The 18,903-nt window shown below is 72.3% G+C and carries 17 protein-coding genes and 1 pseudogene; 10 read left to right on the forward strand and 8 right to left on the reverse strand.

Annotated features, from left to right (window positions below; genetic code table 11):
• Nucleotides 1–203 precede the first annotated feature (203 nt).
• Nucleotides 204–521, reverse strand: a complete 318-nt coding sequence (locus tag KYY02_RS00350; RefSeq protein ID WP_371235346.1) for a hypothetical protein — start codon at nt 519–521, stop codon at nt 204–206.
• A gap of 143 nt (nt 522–664) precedes the next feature.
• On the opposite strand from KYY02_RS00350, the gene KYY02_RS00355 reads away from it, so the two are divergent.
• The 3 genes from KYY02_RS00355 (at nt 665) to KYY02_RS00365 (ending at nt 5,835) form a co-directional block, all read left to right on the forward strand.
• The gene (locus tag KYY02_RS00355; protein ID WP_371235347.1) at nt 665–3,835 is read left to right on the forward strand and encodes a sacsin N-terminal ATP-binding-like domain-containing protein; all 3,171 of its coding nucleotides are present in this window, start codon (nt 665–667) and stop codon (nt 3,833–3,835) included.
• A 169-nt stretch (nt 3,836–4,004) separates the two neighbouring features.
• Nucleotides 4,005–4,784 (forward strand): calcium-binding protein, encoded by a 780-nt coding sequence (locus KYY02_RS00360; RefSeq protein ID WP_371235348.1) that lies wholly within the window; start codon nt 4,005–4,007, stop codon nt 4,782–4,784.
• 160 nt (nt 4,785–4,944) lie between these two features.
• The gene (locus KYY02_RS00365; protein WP_371235349.1) at nt 4,945–5,835 is read left to right on the forward strand and encodes a hypothetical protein; all 891 of its coding nucleotides are present in this window, start codon (nt 4,945–4,947) and stop codon (nt 5,833–5,835) included.
• A gap of 8 nt (nt 5,836–5,843) precedes the next feature.
• Here KYY02_RS00365 and KYY02_RS00370 read toward each other — a convergent pair.
• Both KYY02_RS00370 and KYY02_RS00375 read right to left on the reverse strand, forming a co-directional pair.
• Nucleotides 5,844–6,185, reverse strand: a pseudogene (locus tag KYY02_RS00370) (cation-translocating P-type ATPase); the annotation flags it as partial.
• A 237-nt stretch (nt 6,186–6,422) separates the two neighbouring features.
• Nucleotides 6,423–6,716: a DUF2530 domain-containing protein gene (locus KYY02_RS00375; protein WP_371235350.1), complete on the reverse strand. Its 294-nt coding sequence runs from the start codon at nt 6,714–6,716 to the stop codon at nt 6,423–6,425.
• 251 nt (nt 6,717–6,967) lie between these two features.
• On the opposite strand from KYY02_RS00375, the gene KYY02_RS00380 reads away from it, so the two are divergent.
• Nucleotides 6,968–8,419, forward strand: a complete 1,452-nt coding sequence (locus KYY02_RS00380; protein WP_371235351.1) for an NCS2 family permease — start codon at nt 6,968–6,970, stop codon at nt 8,417–8,419.
• Nucleotides 8,420–8,498: 79 nt separating this feature from the next.
• On the opposite strand, the gene KYY02_RS00385 is transcribed toward KYY02_RS00380, so the two are convergent.
• On the reverse strand, nt 8,499–8,738 hold the full coding sequence (locus tag KYY02_RS00385) for a ribbon-helix-helix protein, CopG family (protein WP_371235352.1): 240 nt from the start codon (nt 8,736–8,738) through the stop codon (nt 8,499–8,501).
• A gap of 97 nt (nt 8,739–8,835) precedes the next feature.
• Here KYY02_RS00385 and KYY02_RS00390 point away from each other — a divergent pair, with 97 nt between their 5' ends.
• The 3 genes from KYY02_RS00390 (at nt 8,836) to thpR (ending at nt 11,709) form a co-directional block, all read left to right on the forward strand.
• Nucleotides 8,836–9,273 carry a MarR family winged helix-turn-helix transcriptional regulator gene (locus tag KYY02_RS00390; RefSeq protein WP_371235353.1) on the forward strand — a complete coding sequence of 146 codons (438 nt, stop codon included), beginning with the start codon at nt 8,836–8,838 and terminating at the stop codon, nt 9,271–9,273.
• 35 nt (nt 9,274–9,308) lie between these two features.
• Complete coding sequence (locus tag KYY02_RS00395; protein WP_371235354.1) at nt 9,309–10,673, forward strand: MFS transporter; 1,365 nt, start codon at nt 9,309–9,311, stop codon at nt 10,671–10,673.
• Nucleotides 10,674–11,136: 463 nt separating this feature from the next.
• Entirely contained in the window at nt 11,137–11,709 is a 573-nt protein-coding gene (thpR, locus tag KYY02_RS00400) for an RNA 2',3'-cyclic phosphodiesterase (RefSeq protein WP_371235355.1), read from the forward strand.
• Between the two features lie 115 nt (nt 11,710–11,824).
• On the opposite strand, the gene KYY02_RS00405 is transcribed toward thpR, so the two are convergent.
• Nucleotides 11,825–12,817: an aldo/keto reductase gene (locus KYY02_RS00405; protein WP_371235356.1), complete on the reverse strand. Its 993-nt coding sequence runs from the start codon at nt 12,815–12,817 to the stop codon at nt 11,825–11,827.
• 312 nt (nt 12,818–13,129) lie between these two features.
• The gene (locus tag KYY02_RS00410) at nt 13,130–13,777 is read right to left on the reverse strand and encodes a GDSL-type esterase/lipase family protein (protein ID WP_371235357.1); all 648 of its coding nucleotides are present in this window, start codon (nt 13,775–13,777) and stop codon (nt 13,130–13,132) included.
• A gap of 118 nt (nt 13,778–13,895) precedes the next feature.
• Here KYY02_RS00410 and KYY02_RS00415 point away from each other — a divergent pair, with 118 nt between their 5' ends.
• Complete coding sequence (locus KYY02_RS00415; RefSeq protein ID WP_371235358.1) at nt 13,896–14,864, forward strand: TolB-like translocation protein; 969 nt, start codon at nt 13,896–13,898, stop codon at nt 14,862–14,864.
• A 27-nt stretch (nt 14,865–14,891) separates the two neighbouring features.
• On the opposite strand, the gene KYY02_RS00420 is transcribed toward KYY02_RS00415, so the two are convergent.
• A complete protein-coding gene (locus tag KYY02_RS00420) occupies nt 14,892–15,659 on the reverse strand; it encodes a TetR/AcrR family transcriptional regulator (RefSeq protein ID WP_371235359.1) in 768 nt (255 codons plus the stop codon).
• An 86-nt stretch (nt 15,660–15,745) separates the two neighbouring features.
• On the opposite strand from KYY02_RS00420, the gene KYY02_RS00425 reads away from it, so the two are divergent.
• Both KYY02_RS00425 and KYY02_RS00430 read left to right on the forward strand, forming a co-directional pair.
• Nucleotides 15,746–16,711, forward strand: a complete 966-nt coding sequence (locus KYY02_RS00425) for an ATP-binding cassette domain-containing protein (protein WP_371235360.1) — start codon at nt 15,746–15,748, stop codon at nt 16,709–16,711.
• Nucleotides 16,708–17,529 carry an ABC transporter permease gene (locus tag KYY02_RS00430; protein ID WP_371235361.1) on the forward strand — a complete coding sequence of 274 codons (822 nt, stop codon included), beginning with the start codon at nt 16,708–16,710 and terminating at the stop codon, nt 17,527–17,529. The genes KYY02_RS00425 and KYY02_RS00430 overlap by 4 nt, the downstream gene beginning before the upstream one ends.
• A 170-nt stretch (nt 17,530–17,699) precedes the next feature.
• On the opposite strand, the gene serC is transcribed toward KYY02_RS00430, so the two are convergent.
• The gene (gene serC / locus KYY02_RS00435) at nt 17,700–18,818 is read right to left on the reverse strand and encodes a phosphoserine transaminase (protein WP_371235362.1); all 1,119 of its coding nucleotides are present in this window, start codon (nt 18,816–18,818) and stop codon (nt 17,700–17,702) included.
• Nucleotides 18,819–18,903: the final 85 nt, after the last annotated feature.

An 18,903-nucleotide genomic window follows, 5' to 3' on the forward strand; every position in this document is an offset into this window, starting at 1 on the left:
TCTTGACGGACGGTCCCGGGCGGGAGGAAACCGCCATTTCAAGCTGATCGATCGGCCCTGCGCACCAAATGCCCCTTTTGGGTTCAACCACTTCTTCACTATTCCGGGTAGTACTCGGCAAAGTGCCTGTGCGGCTTGTCACTGGGCGGCCGGTCCGGCCGCCCAGTGAATGTGGCGTGGGTCTCCGGGGCCTTCCCTCCCGTTCAGCCGCCCAGCACCTCCAGCGCCACAGCGCCGCCCCCGCCCCCGCCGTCGGACGTCGGCGGCGCCGCCGGGACGGAGGCCGGGCCCGGCAGGGTGAAGCGCGTGGGGCCGATCTCGCGGGCGTGATGGTGGGCGACGCGGCGCCACAGGAGGGTGGTCGGCACCAGTACGGCGGTGAGGAAGTCGATCACCGGCCCGAAGCGGGCGTCCTCCTCCCGGACCGCCTCCAGGCGGATCGCGCCGGTCGCGGGCACGACGCCGGCCGCGGGCACCGCGATCCCGGCCTCCGGCCGGCGAACGGACGGACGACGGCGCACACCGGCACCACGGCCGGCGCGGCGGCGGACAGCGACCGGAGCAGCACGGTCCCGATCACCCCCCAGGGGGGCGGCGGGACGCGGACAGCGCGTCCCCGGGACACCCGGGGGCGGTACCTTCGACCTCACGCAGAAGTGGGCCGATGAGGAGAGTCAACGTGAGCAAGTTCGTGCGGCCCGCCGCCGAGGGCGCCGACCCGTTCGGTACGGCGCGGCTGCGGCGCGGGGTCCTGGACGCCTGGGTCGCCAGCCCCGCCCGCTTCCGGGAGGACGCCAACGCCGAGGAGGACCTCGTCCTCGGTGGGTACCGGGACCGCCTCGTCGTCGAACTCGCCCAGAACGCCGCCGACGCCGCCGCCCGCGCGGGCGTGCCGGGACGTCTGCGGCTCACCCTGCGCGACGGGGTCCTCGTCGCCGCCAACACCGGGGCCCCGCTGGACGCGGCCGGCGTCGAGTCGCTGTCCACGCTGCGGGCCTCCGCCAAGCGGGACGCGCCGGACCGGTCCGTGGGCCGGTTCGGCGTCGGCTTCGCCGCCGTCCTCGCCGTCACCGACGAGCCCGCCGTCGTCGGCCGGCACGGCGGGGTCCGCTGGTCGCTGGCCGAGGCCCGCGGACTCGCGGACGACACCGCCCGGCGCAGCCCCGGCCTGGAGGACGAGATCCGCCGCCGGGACGGGCACGTGCCGCTGCTCCGGCTGCCGTTCGCCGCCGAGGGCACCGCGCCCGCTCCGTACGACACGGTCGTCATCCTCCCGCTGCGCGACACCGCCGCCGCCGATCTCGCCGAGCGGCTGCTGCACGCCGTCGACGACGCCCTGCTGCTCGCCCTGCCCGGCCTGGAGGAGGTCGTCGTCGAGGTCGGGGACGCGGAGCCCCGCACCCTCAGCCGCCGCAGCGAGGACGGTCTCACCGTCGTCGAGGACTCTCGGCTCCGCTCGAGCGAGGGGACCCCCACCGGCGCCACCCGCTGGCGCACCGCCGTCGCGCACGGTCCGCTCACCCCCGAGCTGCTCGCCGACCGGCCGGTCGAGGAGCGGCTGCGCCCGCACTGGTCGGTCACCTGGGCCGTCCCCGTGGACTCCGACGGCAGCCCCGCCCGGCCCCGCACCAGCGCCGTCGTGCACGCGCCCACCCCCAGCGACGAGCCGCTCGGCGTGCCCGCGCTGCTCATCGCCTCCTTCCCGCTGGACTCCACCCGCCGGCACACAGCCCCCGGCCCGCTCACCGACTTCCTCGTGCAGCGCGCCGCCGACGCCTACGCCGGACTCCTCGCCGACTGGCGCCCGGTGGCCGCCGGGATCATCGACCTGGTGCCGGGGCCGCTCGGCAAGGGCGAACTGGACGGCGCCCTGCGCCGGGCGATCCTCGAGCGGCTGCCCCGTACGTCCTTCCTGCCGCCGGCCGGCGGGCAGGCCGGGCGGTACGACGACCCCGACCTGCCCGAGTCCCTGCGCCCCAGGGACGCCGAGGTCGTCGAGGGCGCGGGCGCGGACACCGTAAGGGTGCTGGCCGAAGTCCTGCCCACCCTGCTGCCCGCCGGTCTCGAACGCCGCGCGGAGCTGCGCACGCTGGACGTGGCACGGGTCCCGCTCACCGACGCGATCGACCGGCTGGCCGGCCTGGAGAAGTCCCCCGACTGGTGGCGGCGGCTGTACGACAGCCTTGCCGGGGTCGACCCGGACCGGCTGTCCGGGCTGCCGGTGCCGCTGGCCGACGGCAGGACGACGATCGGGCCCCGGCAGGTGCTGCTGCCCGGTGCGGAGGCCGCCCGGATCGACCCCGAGGTGCTGGCCCGGCTCGGGCTCAAGGTCGCCCACCCGGGGGCCGCCCACCCCCTCCTGGAGAAGCTGGGCGCGCTTCCCGCCACCTCGCGCGCCGTCCTCACCACCCCGCAGGTGCGGGCCGCCGTCGCCGCCTCGCTCGACGACGAGGGCGGGACGAACTGGGAGGAGGACGCCCCGGACGCCGAGGAGCTGGCCGACACCGTGCTCGGCCTGGTGCGCGACGCCGGGCTCGAACCCGGCGACGAGCCCTGGCTGGGCGCCCTCGCCCTGCCCGACGAGGACGGCGAACTCTCCCCGGCCTGCGAGCTGGTCCTCCCCGGTGGGCCGTTCGCCCAGGTCATGCGGGAGGGCGAACTCGCCTCGGTGGACGCCGAACTGGCCGACAGGTGGGGCGAACAGCCGCTGGCCGCCTGCGGGGTGCTGGTGGACTTCGCGTTGATCCGTGCCACCGACGTCGTCCTCGACCCCGACGAACTGGAGCCCCGCGAGAGGGACTTCGCCGAACCCGACGACGCCGGCCTGCTGGACGCCGTGGACGTGTGGAGCGAGGACGTCCTCGACCGCTTCCCGGACAGCCCCGTCCCGCCCGTCGCCACCGAGATCGTCGCCGTGCGCGACCTCGACCTCGTGGACGACGACCGCTGGCCGCAGGCCCTTGCTTTGCTGTCCCGGCCCCCGCTGCGCGACGCGCTCACCCAGCCGGTGCGGGTCCTGCTGCACGACGGTACCCACGAGGTCGTACGGCCGTACACCGCGTGGTGGCTGCGCGGGCACCCGGTGATCGGCGGGCGCCGCCCTGCCGGACTGCGCGCGGCCGGCGGCGACCCGCTGCTGCGCGGCCTGTACGACGAGGCCGACGCGACCGGGTTCGAGGACGAACAGGTGCTGCGGGCGTTGGGCGTACGGACCTCGGTGGCCGCTCTCCTCGACGAGCCCGGCGGCGCGGCGGAGCTGCTGGACCGCCTCGCCGACCCCGACCGCCCGGTCACGGCCGCACAGCTGCACGCCCTGTACGGCGCGCTGGCCGAGCTGGACCCCGAGCAGGTGACCCTGCCGGACGAGCTGCGCGCGGTCGTCGACGGCGAGGTGCGGGTGGTGGACGCCGCCGACGCGGTGGTCGTCGACTCGCCGGACCTGCTGCCCTTCACCGACGGCGTGCCGCTGCTGCCGGTACGTCCGGCCCGCGCCGCCGGGCTGGCCGAGCTGTTCCAGGTGCGGCGGCTGAGCGAGTCCGTCACCGGCGGGGTGGACTCCGAGGGCACGGAGCACGACGTACCGGAGCCGGTGCGGGTGCTGCTGGGGCCGCGCACCCCGGCGTCGTACGTCGAGCACGAGGAGCTCGTCGTCGACGGCGTGGAGATCGACTGGCGCCTCACGGACGACGGGGTCCTGCACGCCGCGACCCTGGAGGGCGTGGCCGCGGGCCTCGCCTGGGCGGCGGGCCAGTGGCCCCGGCGCTTCGAGGTGGCGGCGCTGCTGGAGGACCCGTCGCGCACGGAGGAGCTGGCGCGGGACCGCTGGTTCGACTGAGTCCGGGAAATCCTGCACGAACTTTTTGCTTCTCGTACAACCAAATGACCGAGTGGTGCATCTGATCATGCGAGTCAACAGACTCCACGATCATTCGGGGCCCCGTGCCGACGACGAGCCGTACGAAACGACCAGAGCCGGGGTCCCCTTCTCCAACGTGGGGAAACGCATGCGTATTCACGCCACCGTGGCCGCCGTCTCCGGTGCCCTGGCCCTGTCCGCCCTCGCCGTCCCGGCCGCGCACGCCGACGACTCCGTGGGCGACACGAAGATCTCCAACGTGGTGGTCAACGGCGGCAAGTCCGTCGTCGCCGGTCCCACCGCCGCCAAGAAGGTCACGGTCACCTTCACCGTCACCGACAACTCCGGCGCCGACTGGGCGCAGGCCATCCTCTACCACGGTCCGAGCGTCGAGAAGTCCGACACCGGAGCCATCGCCGACAGCAGCGACGGCGAGGCCAAGTGCACCAAGGTCAACGCCACGAAGTCGACCTGCACGTCGGCCTTCACCCTGGAGCCGGCTTACAACCTCACCAACGCGTCCGCCGGCACCTGGAAGGTGTGGGCCGTCGCCGTGGCCAAGGACGACAACTTCGTGCAGAAGGACAACGTCAAGAGCTTCAAGGTCCAGCGCGCCGCCAAGCTCACCGTCAACGCCTCCCCGGAGCCGGTGAAGAAGGGCAGGACCATCACCGTCACGGGCAAGCTGTCCCGCGCCAACTGGGAGACCGGCAAGTACGCCGGTTACACCGGCCAGTCGGTGAAGCTCCAGTTCCGCAAGAAGTCCTCCAGCACGTACACCACCGTCAAGACGGTCAAGACGAACTCGACGGGCAACCTGAAGACCACCGTCAAGGCGTCGGCCGACGGCTACTACCGCTTCGCCTTCGCGGGCACCTCGACCACCCCGGCAGCCAACGCCGCGGGTGACTACGTCGATGTGAGGTAACTCGCCTCCTGGTACCGGCAGTTCACCCTCAGGACGTCAAGGTGAACTGCCGGTGTCGTTTTCGCCAAGCCTTCGCACGGCGTGCAACCAGTCACTCCCGCCACGGATCAGAACATGTGAGTCATCAGACTCCACTGTCACCCTGTGGGGGATCCAACACATGCGTATACGTGCCACCGTGGCCGCCGTCACCGGTGCCCTGACCCTCTCCGCCCTCGTCGTGCCGGCCGTCGCACAGGCCGCCGACGACATCAGGCCGTCCTTCGGGGCGACCGTCAGCGACATCACCGCCGACCTCAAGGCCGGCCTGAAGGCCGACGCGCCCGCGCCCACCGCCCGCAGCGGCGCCTCCGTGAAGGCCGCCGCCGCGCTCGACGTCACCGTCTCCGGCGTGTCGGTCAACAACAACAAGGACATCGTCGTCGGTACGACCGGCACCTACACCGTGCCGCTCACGTACACCCTGAACCACACCGGCGACCTGGGCTACTACGGCACCGCCGCGATGATCTACCACGGCACCTCGATCGACGACGCGACCTGGGGCTTCGCCTCCGACGGCGCGGCCGCCTGCACCGAGGTCTCCTCGACCGCCCTGAAGTGCTCGACCACCGTCACCTTCCTGCCGGACGAGCTGCTCAACGAGGACGCCGGCACCTGGCGCGTCGGCGTCGTCGTGGCCACCGAGAACGACGAGGTGACCCTGGAGAACGTGGGCACCCGCAAGGTCCTGCGCACCTCCAAGGTGACCGTCGACGCCGCTCCGGAGCCGGTGAAGAAGGGCGAGACCATCACCATCACCGGCAAGCTGACCCGCGCCGACTGGGACACCAACACGTACGTCGGCTACGGCAACCAGTCCGTGGTCCTCCAGTACCGTGCGAAGGACACCAGCACCTACGGCAACGTCAAGGGCATCAAGTCCACCTCCACCGGCGCCCTGAAGACGACCGTCACGGCGAGCGCCAGCGGCCACTACCGCTTCGTCTTCAACGGCTCCCCGACCGGTGGCAAGGCCACCGCCACCGGTGACTACATCGGCGTGCAGTAACCCCGGGCCTACCCGACGGGAAAGCGGCGGCCGACCAGTCTCCACGGGAGTCCCAGGGCGGCCGCCGCCACCGCCGCGATGCCGACCGCGGCCCCACGGCACCACCGTGCCGACCAGCCTCAGCGCGAGAAGCCCCGCAGCCACGGCACGGCCAGCACCGGCAGGAACCCGGTGCCCATCGCCACCAGCCCGATCCGCCACCAGGTGCAGGGGCGGGTGATGACCGCCAGCACCCACAGCGAGATCAGGAACAGCGTCAGCTTCACGGCGCTGGTCTCCGCGGCCCGCGGGTCCGGCCCGCTGTAGTGGTGCCGCGCCACCAGGTACGTCACGAAGGTCGCCGCCCCGGCCGGCTGGTGCCGCTCGGGGCGGCAGCCGGCGCGCGTCGACCGCCGTGCCGCCGAGCCCCGGCCCGCCGGCCACCGCGCCGGCCGACACCACGTTGTCGCCGGAGATGGCTTTGGTCCGCACGTTCTGCTCGGCGAAGCAGCGCAGGGTGTCGGCGGCGTCGGTGCGCAGCCGCTGCTCCAGCACCACCGGGGCGACCGGCGGCGGCGCGAAAGCCGGCAGGGCCCGGCCGGTGGGGCTCAGTCGGCCGACGGGGCGGGGGAGCGGCCGGCCGGGGAGGCCGCCCCGGCCGCCCGCGTCCGCTTGATCGCGGCGTCGCGCCTGCGGACGTACCAGATGCCGATGAAGCCGAGCCCGCCGCCGGCCAGGCAGGTCCACAGCCACCAGGTGTGACCGTGGTCGTCGAACCAGCCGTAGAACGGCAGCTGGACCAGGAACAGGGCGAACCAGACGATCGTGCCGCCGGTGATGGTGGCGACCACGGGGCCCTCCAGGGGCTCCGGCGCCTCGTGCTTGGGGGTCCACTTCGCCATGCGGACAGCTTACGAGGGACCCGGTGCGTGACGGGGACCGCATGGACCGTGTGACGGGGACCGAGTGGACCGCGTGGCAGGGAGCCCGCGGACCGTGTGACGGGGACCGCATGGGAGCAGGGCGTTCTACGCGCGAAGATAGCGTGGACGGCGTTATATGTTCATACTGAATTCGTTTGTCTCTGACCGCTTTCATTCGTAGAAAACACCAAAGGGCTTCGGGGGGTGCCCGCCGGTGATGAGGTCCTCGCATGTCTCCGTCGGCCACCACCAAGGCCCCCACCCCCGAGCAGCCGGGGTCCGGTGCCGCGTCCGGCGCCCTCGACCGCTACTTCCGGATCTCCGAGCGCGGCAGCACCCTGTCCCGTGAGATCCGCGGTGGTTTCGCCACCTTCTTCGCCATGGCGTACATCATCGTGCTGAACCCGATCATCCTGGGCAGCGCGAAGGACATGTACGGCAACCAGCTCGACAACGGTCAGCTGGTCACCGCGACCGCCCTCACCGCGGCGTTCACCACACTGCTCATGGGCGTCATCGGCAACGTCCCGATCGCGCTGGCCGCCGGCCTCGGCGTGAACTCGGTCGTCGCCCTCCAGCTCGCGCCGCGCATGTCGTGGCCGGACGCCATGGGCATGGTGGTGCTGGCCGGCTTCGTCGTCATGATCCTGGTCGCCACCGGTCTGCGCGAGCGTGTGATGAACGCCGTCCCCTACGGGCTGCGCAAGGCCATCGCCATCGGCATCGGCCTGTTCATCATGCTGATCGGTCTGGTCGACTCCGGGTTCGTCACCCGTATGCCGGACGCCGCCCAGACCACCGTCCCGCTCCAGCTCGGCACCGGCGGTCACCTCACCGGCTGGCCGGTCCTCGTCTTCGCCCTCGGCGCGCTGCTCACGCTGGCGCTGATCGTGCGCAGGGTGCCCGGCGCGATCCTCATCTCGATCGTCGCCATGACGGTCGTCGCGATGATCGTCAACGCCGTCGCCGACATCCCGTCCTGGGGCCTGACGACGCCCACCTGGCCCGGCAACCCGCTCGCCACCCCCGACTTCGGCCTGGTCGGCCAGGTCAGCCTGTTCGGCGGCTTCGGCAAGGTCGGCGTGCTGACCGGCGTCCTGTTCGTCTTCACCGTGCTGCTGTCGTGCTTCTTCGACGCGATGGGCACGATCATGGGCGTCTCGGACGAGGCCAAGCTGACCGACGCGCAGGGCCAGATGCCCGGCATCAACAAGGTCCTGTTCATCGACGGTGTCGCGGTCGCCGCGGGCGGCGCCAGCTCCTCCTCGGCCACCACCGCCTTCGTGGAGTCCACGGCCGGTGTCGGCGAGGGCGCGCGGACCGGCTTCGCCAACGTCGTCACCGGCGGCCTGTTCGCGGTGGCGCTGTTCCTCACGCCCGTCGCCACCATGGTCCCGTCCCAGGCGGCCACCCCGGCACTGCTGGCGGTGGGCTTCCTGATCCTGGCCGGATCGATCAAGGAGATCGACTGGGCCGACCACACGATCGCCATCCCGGCCTTCGTGACGATGCTGGTGATGCCGTTCACCTACTCGATCACCAACGGCATCGGCATGGGCTTCATCACCTTCGCGGTGCTGCGCCTGGCGGCCGGACGCGGCCGGGAGGTCCCGTCGGCGATGTACGCGGTGGCTGCGGTCTTCGCCTTCTACTACCTGATGCCGGCGCTGGGCCTGACCTGATCCCGCGCCAAGGGTTTCACGGACACCATGGGCCCCACCGGGCTCGTGGGGTCCGCCGGGTTCATGGGCCCCGCCGGGCTCACGTGGCCTCGCGGAACTTCTCCGTCTCCTCGGCGGCGGCCCGGAACCGCTGGTCGGAGTCATCGCGCACGAGCGTCTGGACGGCATGGCCCCGGACGCCCATGCCGCGCCCGGCGGCATGCCCACGGAACCGTTCGAGCAGGTCGCGGTCGATGCGCAGGCCGAACACCCCGGTCCCGTGCGCACGAGGGCCGCGCCACACCACGGTGCGGCGTGTCGCGATTCCTGGAGGGGTCACCCGTACGGGTGCTAAAGCGGCGCAGTGGCGGGGCTCACGGGCGCGTGCGCACCGTCCGGGTGGTATTTAGCGAGGGTAATGAGTTACGCTAAGGAACATGCCGGACTTCAGCCATGGCGACGACGCAGCCGCCGTGAACGCCCTCCGATCCGCCGTGATGCGGCTGTCCCGTCGGCTCAAGCACCAGCGCGTCGACGAGTCCCTCAGCCCCACCGAGATGTCGGTGCTGGGCACCCTGGCCCGCTGCGGCCGGGCCACCCCGGGCGAGCTCGCCCGCAAGGAGCACGTCCAGCCGCCGTCGATGACCCGCATCGTGGCCCTGCTGGAGGCCAAGGGACTGGTCAGCCTGGAGCCGCACCCCGACGACCGGCGTCAGAAGGTCGTCACGCAGACCGAGCGGGCCGAGGCGATGCTCGAGGAGAGCCGCCGCAAGCGGAACGCGTTCCTGGCCTCGCTGGTCGGGGAACTGGACGACGACGAGTGGGCGAAACTGCGCGCCGCCGCCCCCGTGCTGGAGAAACTGGCGCACGTCTAGCACACAGCACAGCAGTACACAGGAGGCGAACGCTTTTGAGTACGGGATCCGGAGCAGCTTCCGTCCCCGCACCTGACCCTCACGACACCCTGGCCGCACCCGACGCCCCCGCCCGCACGGGCTCGATGTTCTCCTCGCTGCGGGTCAGGAACTACCGCCTGTTCTTCCTCGGCCAGGTCGTCTCCAACATCGGTACCTGGATGCAGCGCATCGCCCAGGACTGGCTGGTGCTCAGCCTCACCGGCTCCTCGGCCGCCGTCGGCATCACCACGGCCCTGCAGTTCCTGCCCATGCTGCTGTTCGGGCTGTACGGCGGCGTCCTCGTCGACCGCCTGCGCAAGCGTCCCACGCTGCTCGTCACGCAGACCGCGATGGCCCTCACCTCCCTCGTGCTCGCCGTCCTCACCCTGACGGGACGGGTCGAGGTCTGGCACATCTACGTCGCCGCCTTCGCCCTCGGTCTGGCGACCGTCGTCGACAACCCGGCCCGCCAGTCCTTCGTCTCCGAACTCGTCGGCCCCGGCCAGCTGCAGAACGCGGTCAGCCTGAACTCCGCGAACTTCCAGTCCGCCCGCCTGGTCGGCCCCGCCGTGGCGGGCCTGCTGATCACCGGCGTCGGCACCGGCTGGGCGTTCCTCCTCAACGGCCTGTCCTTCATCGCGCCGCTGGCCGGCCTGATGATGATGCGCGCCCGCGAACTGCACCCCGTGGAGCGCGCCCCGCGCGGGAAGGGGCAGCTGCGGGAGGGCGTGCGCTACGTCACCGGACGCCCGGAGCTGATCTGGCCGATCGTCCTGGTCGGCTTCATCGGCACCTTCGCCTTCAACTTCCCCGTCTACCTCTCGGCCTTCGCCGACGACGTCTTCCACGGGGGCGCGGGCGTCTACAGCATGTTCAACACGCTGATGGCGGTCGGCTCGGTCTCCGGCGCCCTGCTCGCCGCCCGGCGCGGCACGGCCCGGCTGCGGCTGCTGATCCTGGCCGCGATCGCGTTCGGCGCGCTGGAGATCCTGGCCGCCGCGTCGCCGCAGCTGTGGATGTTCGCCCTGATCATGGTCCCGCTGGGCCTGTTCTCGATGACGGTCAACGTCACCACCAACACCAGCCTCCAGATGGCCACCGACCCGGTCATGCGGGGCCGTGTCATGGCCCTCTACATGATGGTGTTCCTCGGCGGCGCCCCGGTCGGCGCCCCGGTCGTCGGCTGGATCACCGACACCTACGGCGCCCGCGTCGGCTTCGCGGCCGGCGGCGCGGTCGCGGTGGCCGCGGCGTCCGTCATCGGCCTGATCCTGGCCAGGGTCGGCGGGCTGCGCCTGTCGGTGGGCTGGCACCGCGGTCACCCCAGCGTCCGCTTCGTACCGCGGGAACGTGAGGAGGCACTGGCGCCGGTGGCGTGACCGCCACCGGGCCGCGGCCGGCCGCGGACGTCGGGCCCGACGCGCTTGCGCGGGTGCTTCACGCGTAGCCGCTCGACGACGTCCGGGGTGATCCCCCAGAGGCGCCCCGCTGCGGCGCCGTGAGGATGTGCCACCGACGGTCTCGGCCCTGCAACCCTCGGGGACGGGCATCCTCTCCGGCCACTCGTACATCATGCCGGGTGTGGGCCCGTCGCCGCTCCCGGCCCTCTCGCCCCGGTCCTCGGGGACGGTCACCGTGGCGCTCCTCCCCGGCCGCCGCTCGACGCGTGCAGCCGCGCGGTACGACGGTACGCACGGTGAGCGGGGCACGCGTGGACGTACCCGTGTGACGGTACGCACGGTGAGCGGGGCACGCGTGGACGTACCCGTGTGACGGTACGCACGGTGACCGGGGCACGCGTGGACGTACCCGTGTCCCCCGGAGGCGGGTGACACTGGACGCATGAGGCTCTTCGCCGCCGTGCTGCCCCCCGAGGACGTGCTCCAGGAGCTCGCCGCCGAGGTGGCGGAGCTGCGGAGGCTGCCCGGGGCGGACGGGATGCGGTGGACCGGGCGGGCCGGATGGCACTTCACGCTGGCGTTCTACGGAGAGGCCGGCGATGAGCTCGTACCGGAGCTGACCGCGCGGCTGGCGCGGGCCGCGGCCCGGACGGACCCCTTCGAGCTGGCCCTGTGCGGCGGGGGACAGTTCGGACACGGCAGGGTGCTGTGGGCCGGCGCGGAAGGAGACCTGCGCACCGTGCGGCTGCTGGCCGAGCGGGCCGAGGCGGCGGCGCGCAAGGCGGGCGTGGCCATGGACGGGCACCGGCGGTACAAGGCCCACCTGACGGTGGCCCGCAGCCGGGACGCCGTCGACGTAAGGCCGTACGTGGCGGCCCTGCACGCTTTCCGCAGCCGCGCCTGGACCGTGGAGGAGCTGGTGCTGGTGCGCAGCGACCTGCCGGCGTCCGGGGTGCCGGGCGAGCAGCCCCGCTACGAGGCGGTCGCCCGCCGGTCGCTGGGCGCGGCCGGTTAGGCTCGAAGGCGTGGACCCGAAGACCCGGAACCGGATCATGGCCGGTGCGCTCGTGCTGATGTTCGTCATGGTGGCGCTGGCGGCGGCGCTGGGCAGGTAGCGCCGCCGCCCGCCGCTACCAGGCGAAGACCTCCGGCGACGGCCCCGGACCAGGGAAGATCTCGTCCAGCGAGGCCAGCAGCTCCTCGCCCAGCTCCAGCTCCAGGGCGCGCAGCGCCGAGTCCAGCTGCTCCCGCGTGCGGGGGCCGACGATCGGACCGGTGACGCCGGGACGGGTCAGCAGCCAGGCGAGCGCCGCTTCACCGGGCTCCAGGCCGTGCTCGTCGAGGAGGTTCTCGTACGTCTGGATCTGCTCGCGTGTCCTGGCGTCCTTGAGCGCGTCGGCGGCGCGGCCGCTCGCCCGGCGCCCCTGGGTGGCCTCCTTCTTGAGGACACCGCCCAGCAGACCGCCGTGCAGCGGCGACCACGGGATGACCCCGAGCCCGTACTCCTGCGCGGCCGGGACGACCTCCATCTCGGCGCGGCGCTCGGCGAGGTTGTAGAGGCACTGCTCGCTGACCAGGCCGATGGTGCCGCCGCGCCGGGCGGCGGTCTCGTTGGCCTGGGCGATCTTGTAGCCGGGGAAGTTCGAGGAACCGACGTAGAGGATCTTGCCCTGCTGGACCAGGACGTCGATCGCCTGCCAGATCTCCTCGAACGGCGTGTTCCGGTCGACGTGGTGGAACTGGTAGACGTCGATGTAGTCGGTCCCCAGCCGCTTCAGGGAGGCGTCGACGGCCCGCCGGATGTTCACGGCCGACAGCTTGTCGTGGTTGGGCCACGCCTCGCCGTCGGCGGCCATGTTCCCGTAGACCTTGGTCGCGAGGACCACCTTGTCGCGGCGGTCGCCGCCCTTCGCGAACCAGCTGCCGATGATGCTCTCGGTACGGCCCTTGTTCTCGCCCCAGCCGTACACGTTGGCGGTGTCGAAGAAGTTCAGACCCGCGTCCAGCGCGGCGTCCATGATGGCGTGGCTGTCGGCCTCGTCGGTCTGCGGACCGAAGTTCATCGTCCCGAGGACGAGCCGGCCGACCTTGAGTCCCGTGCGTCCGAGCTGTGTGTACTTCATGGTCGTCAAGCCAACGGCTTGGAGTGCGCTCCATGCAAGGGGATCACTCGCGGGGGAAGCCGTCGGTCCTGGGAACGAGGTCCGCACCGGTGGTCGTCATGTCGACTCGAGCCGCTCGGACGTCTCGCCGGGCCGGCGTGCGTCGTCGCTCCCGGCCGTCGCGATCCTGCCGTCGGGGGCGGTCGTCGTGGCACTGCTCCGCGGCCGCCCGCGGACGAGCGCGACCGCGCGGCACGACGACACGCACGGTACGACGACACGCACGGCGCGCAGGGCACGGGGCCGGGCGCAGCTGCCGGAAGCCCCCGGCGGCTACGCCGCCTCGTACGGCCCGCCCAGACCCCACCCCCGCCACATCGCCTCCGCGAAGGCCCCCGCGATCTTGTGTTCGCCGCTCTCGTTGGGGTGCGTGCCGTCGTACGTGTCCGTGTGGAAGTCGTACGACGCCGGCGGCGGGACCAGCAGCAGCGGCGAGCCCGCCTCGTCCAGGTCGGCGACGGTCTTCGCCAGGAGTTCGTTGAAGCGGTCGACCTGGTCGGCGAAGGCCGGGTCCGACTCCACCCGGATGTTGCGGATCACCGGCATGACGGTCACGCGGACACGTGGGTCGGCCTCCCGCGCCGCGGCCACGAAGGCGCGGACGTTGTCCGTCGTCTGCTCGGCGTTGGTGTAGAAGCCCAGGTCGATCAGGCCCAGCGACACCAGCAGCACGTCCGCGCGGCAGGTGCGCACGGTCTCGCCGATCAGCGGGGTCATGTGGTGCCAGCCCTCGCCCCAGCCGGCCAGGTGGGCGCGGGGGAAGCCGGGATCGGCGTACGCGTACGAGGTGGGAGCGTCCGTCGCCGGGTCGTGGAGCGCCTCGCGCGGGCCGACCAGCGTGAAGGGACCGTCGTACGCCGTGCACAGGTGCCGCCACAGCCGGTAGCGCCAGGTGTGTTCACCCGCGCTCCCGATCGTCATCGAGTCGCCTACGGGCATGAACCTGAGCACCCGGTCATCATGGACGATCGGCCCGAGCGCCGCGATGTGAGTCCCGACACCCGCCGTGAAGTGCGCCGGACAATGGCACTCTTGGCACATGCGCCGACCCTTCGCCCTGCTCGCCGCGTCCCTCCTCACGGGCGCGCTCGCCATGCCCGCCTCCGCAGCCGACGGCGACGAGGGGTTCACGATCGAGGACCCGCGCATCACCGAGTCCAGCGGACTCGCCGCCTCCCGCCTCCACCCCGGCGTCTACTGGACCCACAACGACAGCGACGACGGCCCCTACCTCTACGCCGTCGACAGCGCCACCGGCAGGACCGTCGCCCGCCTCACCCTCACCGGTGTCGGTACCCCGCGGGACGTCGAGGCCGTCTCCGTCGGACCCGGCGGCAGGATCTTCGTCGGCGACATAGGCGACAACCTCGGCGGCACGTGGCCGTACGTCTGGATCTACGAACTCCCCGAGCCGAAGAGACTCGAGGACGCGACCGTGCGGGCCACGCAGTACGTCGTGAAGTACTCCGACGGGGCCCGGGACGCCGAGTCGATGGTCGTGCACCCGAAGACCGGGCGGGTCTACATCATCGACAAGAAGGAGGAGGGCGGGCACCTGTACGAGGGGCCCGCGAAGCTCTCGGCGTCCGGGAGCAACGTGTTCCGGCCGGTCGCCCCCGTCGATCTGTGGGCCACCGACGCCGCGCTCTCCCCCGACGGCGAACAGCTCGCCGTGCGCGGCTACTTCGGCGGCATCCACTACTCCTGGAACGGCGGGAGGCCGAAGCGCGAAGGACGGCTGAGCGTGCCGCTCCAGGGGCAGGGGGAGTCCTTGACCTACTCCGCCGACGGGTCCCGGCTCCTGTACGGCAGCGAGGGCGGCCGGAGTCCGGTCGAGGCCCGGGAGGCGCCCGGCGGCGACAGCGGGGACGGCGACGGGAAGGACCCCCGTGCGGAGGGCGGGGCGAGCGCCGCCGGTGAGGGGAGCGGGGACACCGTCAAGGTCGTCGCGGCGGCCGTCGTCGTCGCGGTCCTGTTCGGGCTGGTGCGGCGCCGCCGCCGGGGCTGAACCGGCCACCGGCCGGGCGGGGCGCCGTCACCGTGCCGTCCGCCGGGCGACGAACACCTCCAGCCCGTCCAGGAGGCGCTGCAGCCCGAACTCGAAGTGGTCGAAGTCGGGGCCGAAGGTGTCCTCGGAGAGCCCGGCCAGGACGGGGTAGCGCCCGCTGTCCATGGCCTTCTCCAGGGCCGGTCGCTGGGCCTCCCAGAACTGCGCGTCCGTCAGCCCCGAGCCGCGTTCGGCCTGCTCCTGGTACAGCTGCGTACGGGCGGCCCCGACCACGTAACCGTCGATCATGATGATCGCCGACAGCAGTTCGGGGTCGGACAGGCCCATCGGCTTGATCCGGGAGAGCACCTTCTCCATGCCGTCCAGCGCGCTCGGGCCGAGGACCGGGCGGGACTGGTTGACCTCCAGCAGCCACGGGTGCCGGCGGTACAGGGCGAGGGCGGCGCGGCCGAGGGCCTCCAGCGCCGCGCGCCAGCCGCCGTCGCCGAGGTCGGCGGGGTCCTCCGACGGCCGCTGCACCCGGTCCAGCATCAGGTCGAGCAGCTCGGCCTTGCCGGGGACGTAGCGGTACAGGGACATCGTGCCGGTGCCGAGTTCCGTGGCGATCCGGCGCATCGACAGCGCGCCGATCCCTTCCCGGTCGGCGACCTCGACGGCGGCCTCCACGATGCGGTCCAGCGTCAGGCCCGGCCTCGGTCCCCGGCTGGGCCGCGGGCTGGTGCCCCACAGCAGGTCGAGGGTGCGGGCGAGGTCGCCGCCGCCACTGGTCTTCGCATCGCCCCTGCCGCTGTCCATGGGGGCATTCTAAGTCCGCGGCGAAAAACCGGGTACACCGTACGCGTAATCGAGTACGGTGTACCCAGTCAATGGAAGGGGGACCCATGAACGACGACGGTTACGCGGTCCGGGCCGAGGGACTGGAGAAGCGCTACGACGGGAAGCGTGCCCTCGACGGTTTCGACCTGGCCGTCCGCGAGGGCACCGTGCACGGACTGCTCGGACCGAACGGCGCCGGCAAGACCACCGCCGTGCGGATCCTGTCGACGCTGATCCGCCTCGACGGCGGGCGTGCCGCGGTGGCCGGGCTCGACGTGGTCCGGCAGGCGCGCGAGGTGCGGGCGCGGATCGGGCTCACCGGGCAGTACGCGGCCGTGGACGAGGTGCTCACCGGGCGGCAGAACCTGGAGATGTTCGGCAGGCTGTTCCACCTGGGGGGCAGGCGCGCCGGGGCGCGGGCCGTCGAACTGCTGGAGCGGTTCGACCTGACCGACGCCGCCGACCGGGGAGTCGGCGACTACAGCGGCGGCATGCGGCGGCGCCTCGACCTCGCCGCCTCGATGATCCTCGCCCCGGCCGTGCTGTTCCTGGACGAGCCGACGACGGGACTGGACCCCCGGAGCCGGGGCGAAGTGTGGGAGGCCGTCAGGGCATTGGTGGCGGACGGCACGACGGTGCTGCTGACCACGCAGTACCTGGAGGAGGCCGACAGGCTCGCCTCCCGGATCACCGTCATCGACCAGGGCCGGGCCATCGCCGACGACACCCCGGACGGGCTGAAGAACCTGGTCGGCGGCGACCGCGTCGAGGTCGTGGTCGCCGAGCGGTCCGACATCCCGCGCGCGGTGAAGGTGGTCGCGCGGGTCGCCGACGGCGAACCCGAGTCCGACGAGACCGAGTTGCGGGTGCACGCCCCCGTGACCGACCGGGTGGCCGCGCTGACCGACGTGGCGCGCACCCTCCGGGACGAGGGCGTACGGGTCGAGGACATCGGGCTGCGCAGGCCCAGCCTCGACGACGTGTTCCTGCGCCTGACCGGACACCCCACGGAGAAGGAGGCGGCGGCATGAGCGCCCTCGACCTGACCGGCCCGGCCGCCCGCGGCCGTGCGTACTGGGCGCTCGCGGACTGCTGGAACATCGTCCGCCGAGGCCTCACCCACTACCGGCGCCAGCCCGTCAACATCGCCTGGCAGCTGGGCTTCCCGATCCTGTCGGTCCTCCTCTACGGCTACGTCCTCGGCAGCGCGATGACCGTGCCCGGCGGCGGGGACTACAAGGACTTCCTGATGCCGGGCATGTTCGTGATGACGATGGCGTTCGGCTTCATCAACACCGCGACCGTCGTCGTCCACGACTCCACCAAGGGCGTCATCGACCGCTTTCGCTCCATGCCGATGGCCTCCTCGGCGGTGGTGGCCGGACGCGGGGTGACCGATCTGACCGTCGCCTGTGCCGAGTTGGGCATCATGATGCTCACCGCGCTGGCCATGGGCTGGCGTCCGGACGGCGGCTGGGGCTTCCTGGCGGCGTTCGGGCTGCTGCTGTGGCTGCGGTTCGCGCTGATCTGGACCGGGGTGTGGCTGGGGCTGCTGGTGCCCAACCCGGAGGCGGCGGGCGGCCTGTTCGCGGTCGCCTTCCCGCTGACGATGATCTCCAGCATCCTCGTCGCCCCGCAGTTGATGCCGGACTGGCTGGGCTGGGTGGCGGCCTGGAACCCGATCTCCTCCACGGCGGCGGCGACCCGCGAGCTGTTCGGCACCCCGGTCGGCGGTGGCGACTCCTGGGTCGAGCAGCACGCTCTGCTGATGGCGGGGGTGTGGCCGGTGGTCCTGACGGCGGTCTTCCTGCCGCTCGCGGTGCGCAGGTTCCAGCGGCTCGGCCGGTGAGGCGCCCGGGGCCGGGACGAGGCGAGCGGATCGGCGTGCCTCGGCTCCGGCGAACGCCCGGAGGCGGAGTGCGCCGGGCGTGAGCTGCACGGCGAGGTGAGCACCGCATGAGCGAGGGGCGCCCGGCGGACCGGCACGATCGCCGGACGCCCCACGCGCGTACGGACCGGTTACAGCTGCTCGATCACGTAGTCCACGCACCTCGTCAGGGCCTCGACGTCCGCCGGGTCGATGGCCGGGAACATCGCGACACGGAGCTGGTTGCGGCCGAGTTTGCGGTAGGGCTCGGTGTCGACGACGCCGTTGGCGCGCAGGACCTTGGCGACGGCGGCGGCGTCGATCTCGTCGGTGAGGTCGATCGTGCCGATGACCTGGGAGCGCTTGGCCGGGTCGGTGACGAACGGGGTGGCGTGCTTGGACTCGTCCGCCCAGGTGTACAGGCGGGTGGAGGAGTCCTTGGTGCGGGCCGTGGCCCAGTCGAGGCCGCCCTGGCCGTTGAGCCATTCCAGCTGCCGGCCGAGGAGGAAGAGGGTGGCCAGGGCCGGGGTGTTGTAGGTCTGGTTCTTGCGGGAGTTGTCGATCGCCGTGGGCAGGGAGAAGAACTCCGGGACGTGGCGGCCGGAGGCGTGGATGCGCTCGGCGCGTTCGATCGCGGCGGGGGAGAACACGCCGATCCACAGGCCGCCGTCGGAGGCGAAGGACTTCTGCGGGGCGAAGTAGTAGACGTCCGTCTCGGCGACGTCGACCGGGAGGCCGCCCGCGCCGGAGGTGGCGTCCACCAGGACCAGGGCCCCCTCGTCGGCGCCGGCCACGCGCCTGACGGGCATGGCGACGCCGGTGGAGGTCTCGTTGTGGGTGAGGGCGTAGACGTCCACGCCGGCCTCGGCGGCCGGCTCGGGGTGCGTGCCGGGGGCGGCGGAGACGACGGTGGGCTCGGCCAGCCAGGGGGCGAACTCCGCGGCCTTGGCGAACTTGGAGCTGAACTCGCCGAAGGTGAGGTGCTGGGACCTGTTCTCGATCAGGCCGTGGGTCGCGATGTCCCAGAACGCGGTGGAGCCGCCATTGCCGAGGATCACCTCGTAGCCGTCGGGGAGCCGGAACAGCTCGCGGATGCCCTCGCGCACCGCGCCGACCAGGTTCTTCACCGGGGCCTGACGGTGGGAGGTGCCGAGCAGGGACGTGCCGGTCGCGGCCAGGGCGTCCAGCGCCTCCGTCCGCACCTTGGAGGGACCCGCGCCGAAACGACCGTCGGCGGGCTTGATGTCAGCAGGAATCCGGATCTCAGCCACGACCGGAGCCTAGCGGCTGCGGGAAACCCCGGTGAAACATCGTCCGTCCGCTGAGACGGGCGGGGGGACGCGGGGCGGGTGGCGG

The sequence above is a fragment of the Streptomyces pimonensis genome (genome assembly GCF_041380215.1).
Taxonomy (GTDB): Bacteria; Actinomycetota; Actinomycetes; order Streptomycetales; family Streptomycetaceae; genus Streptomyces; species Streptomyces pimonensis.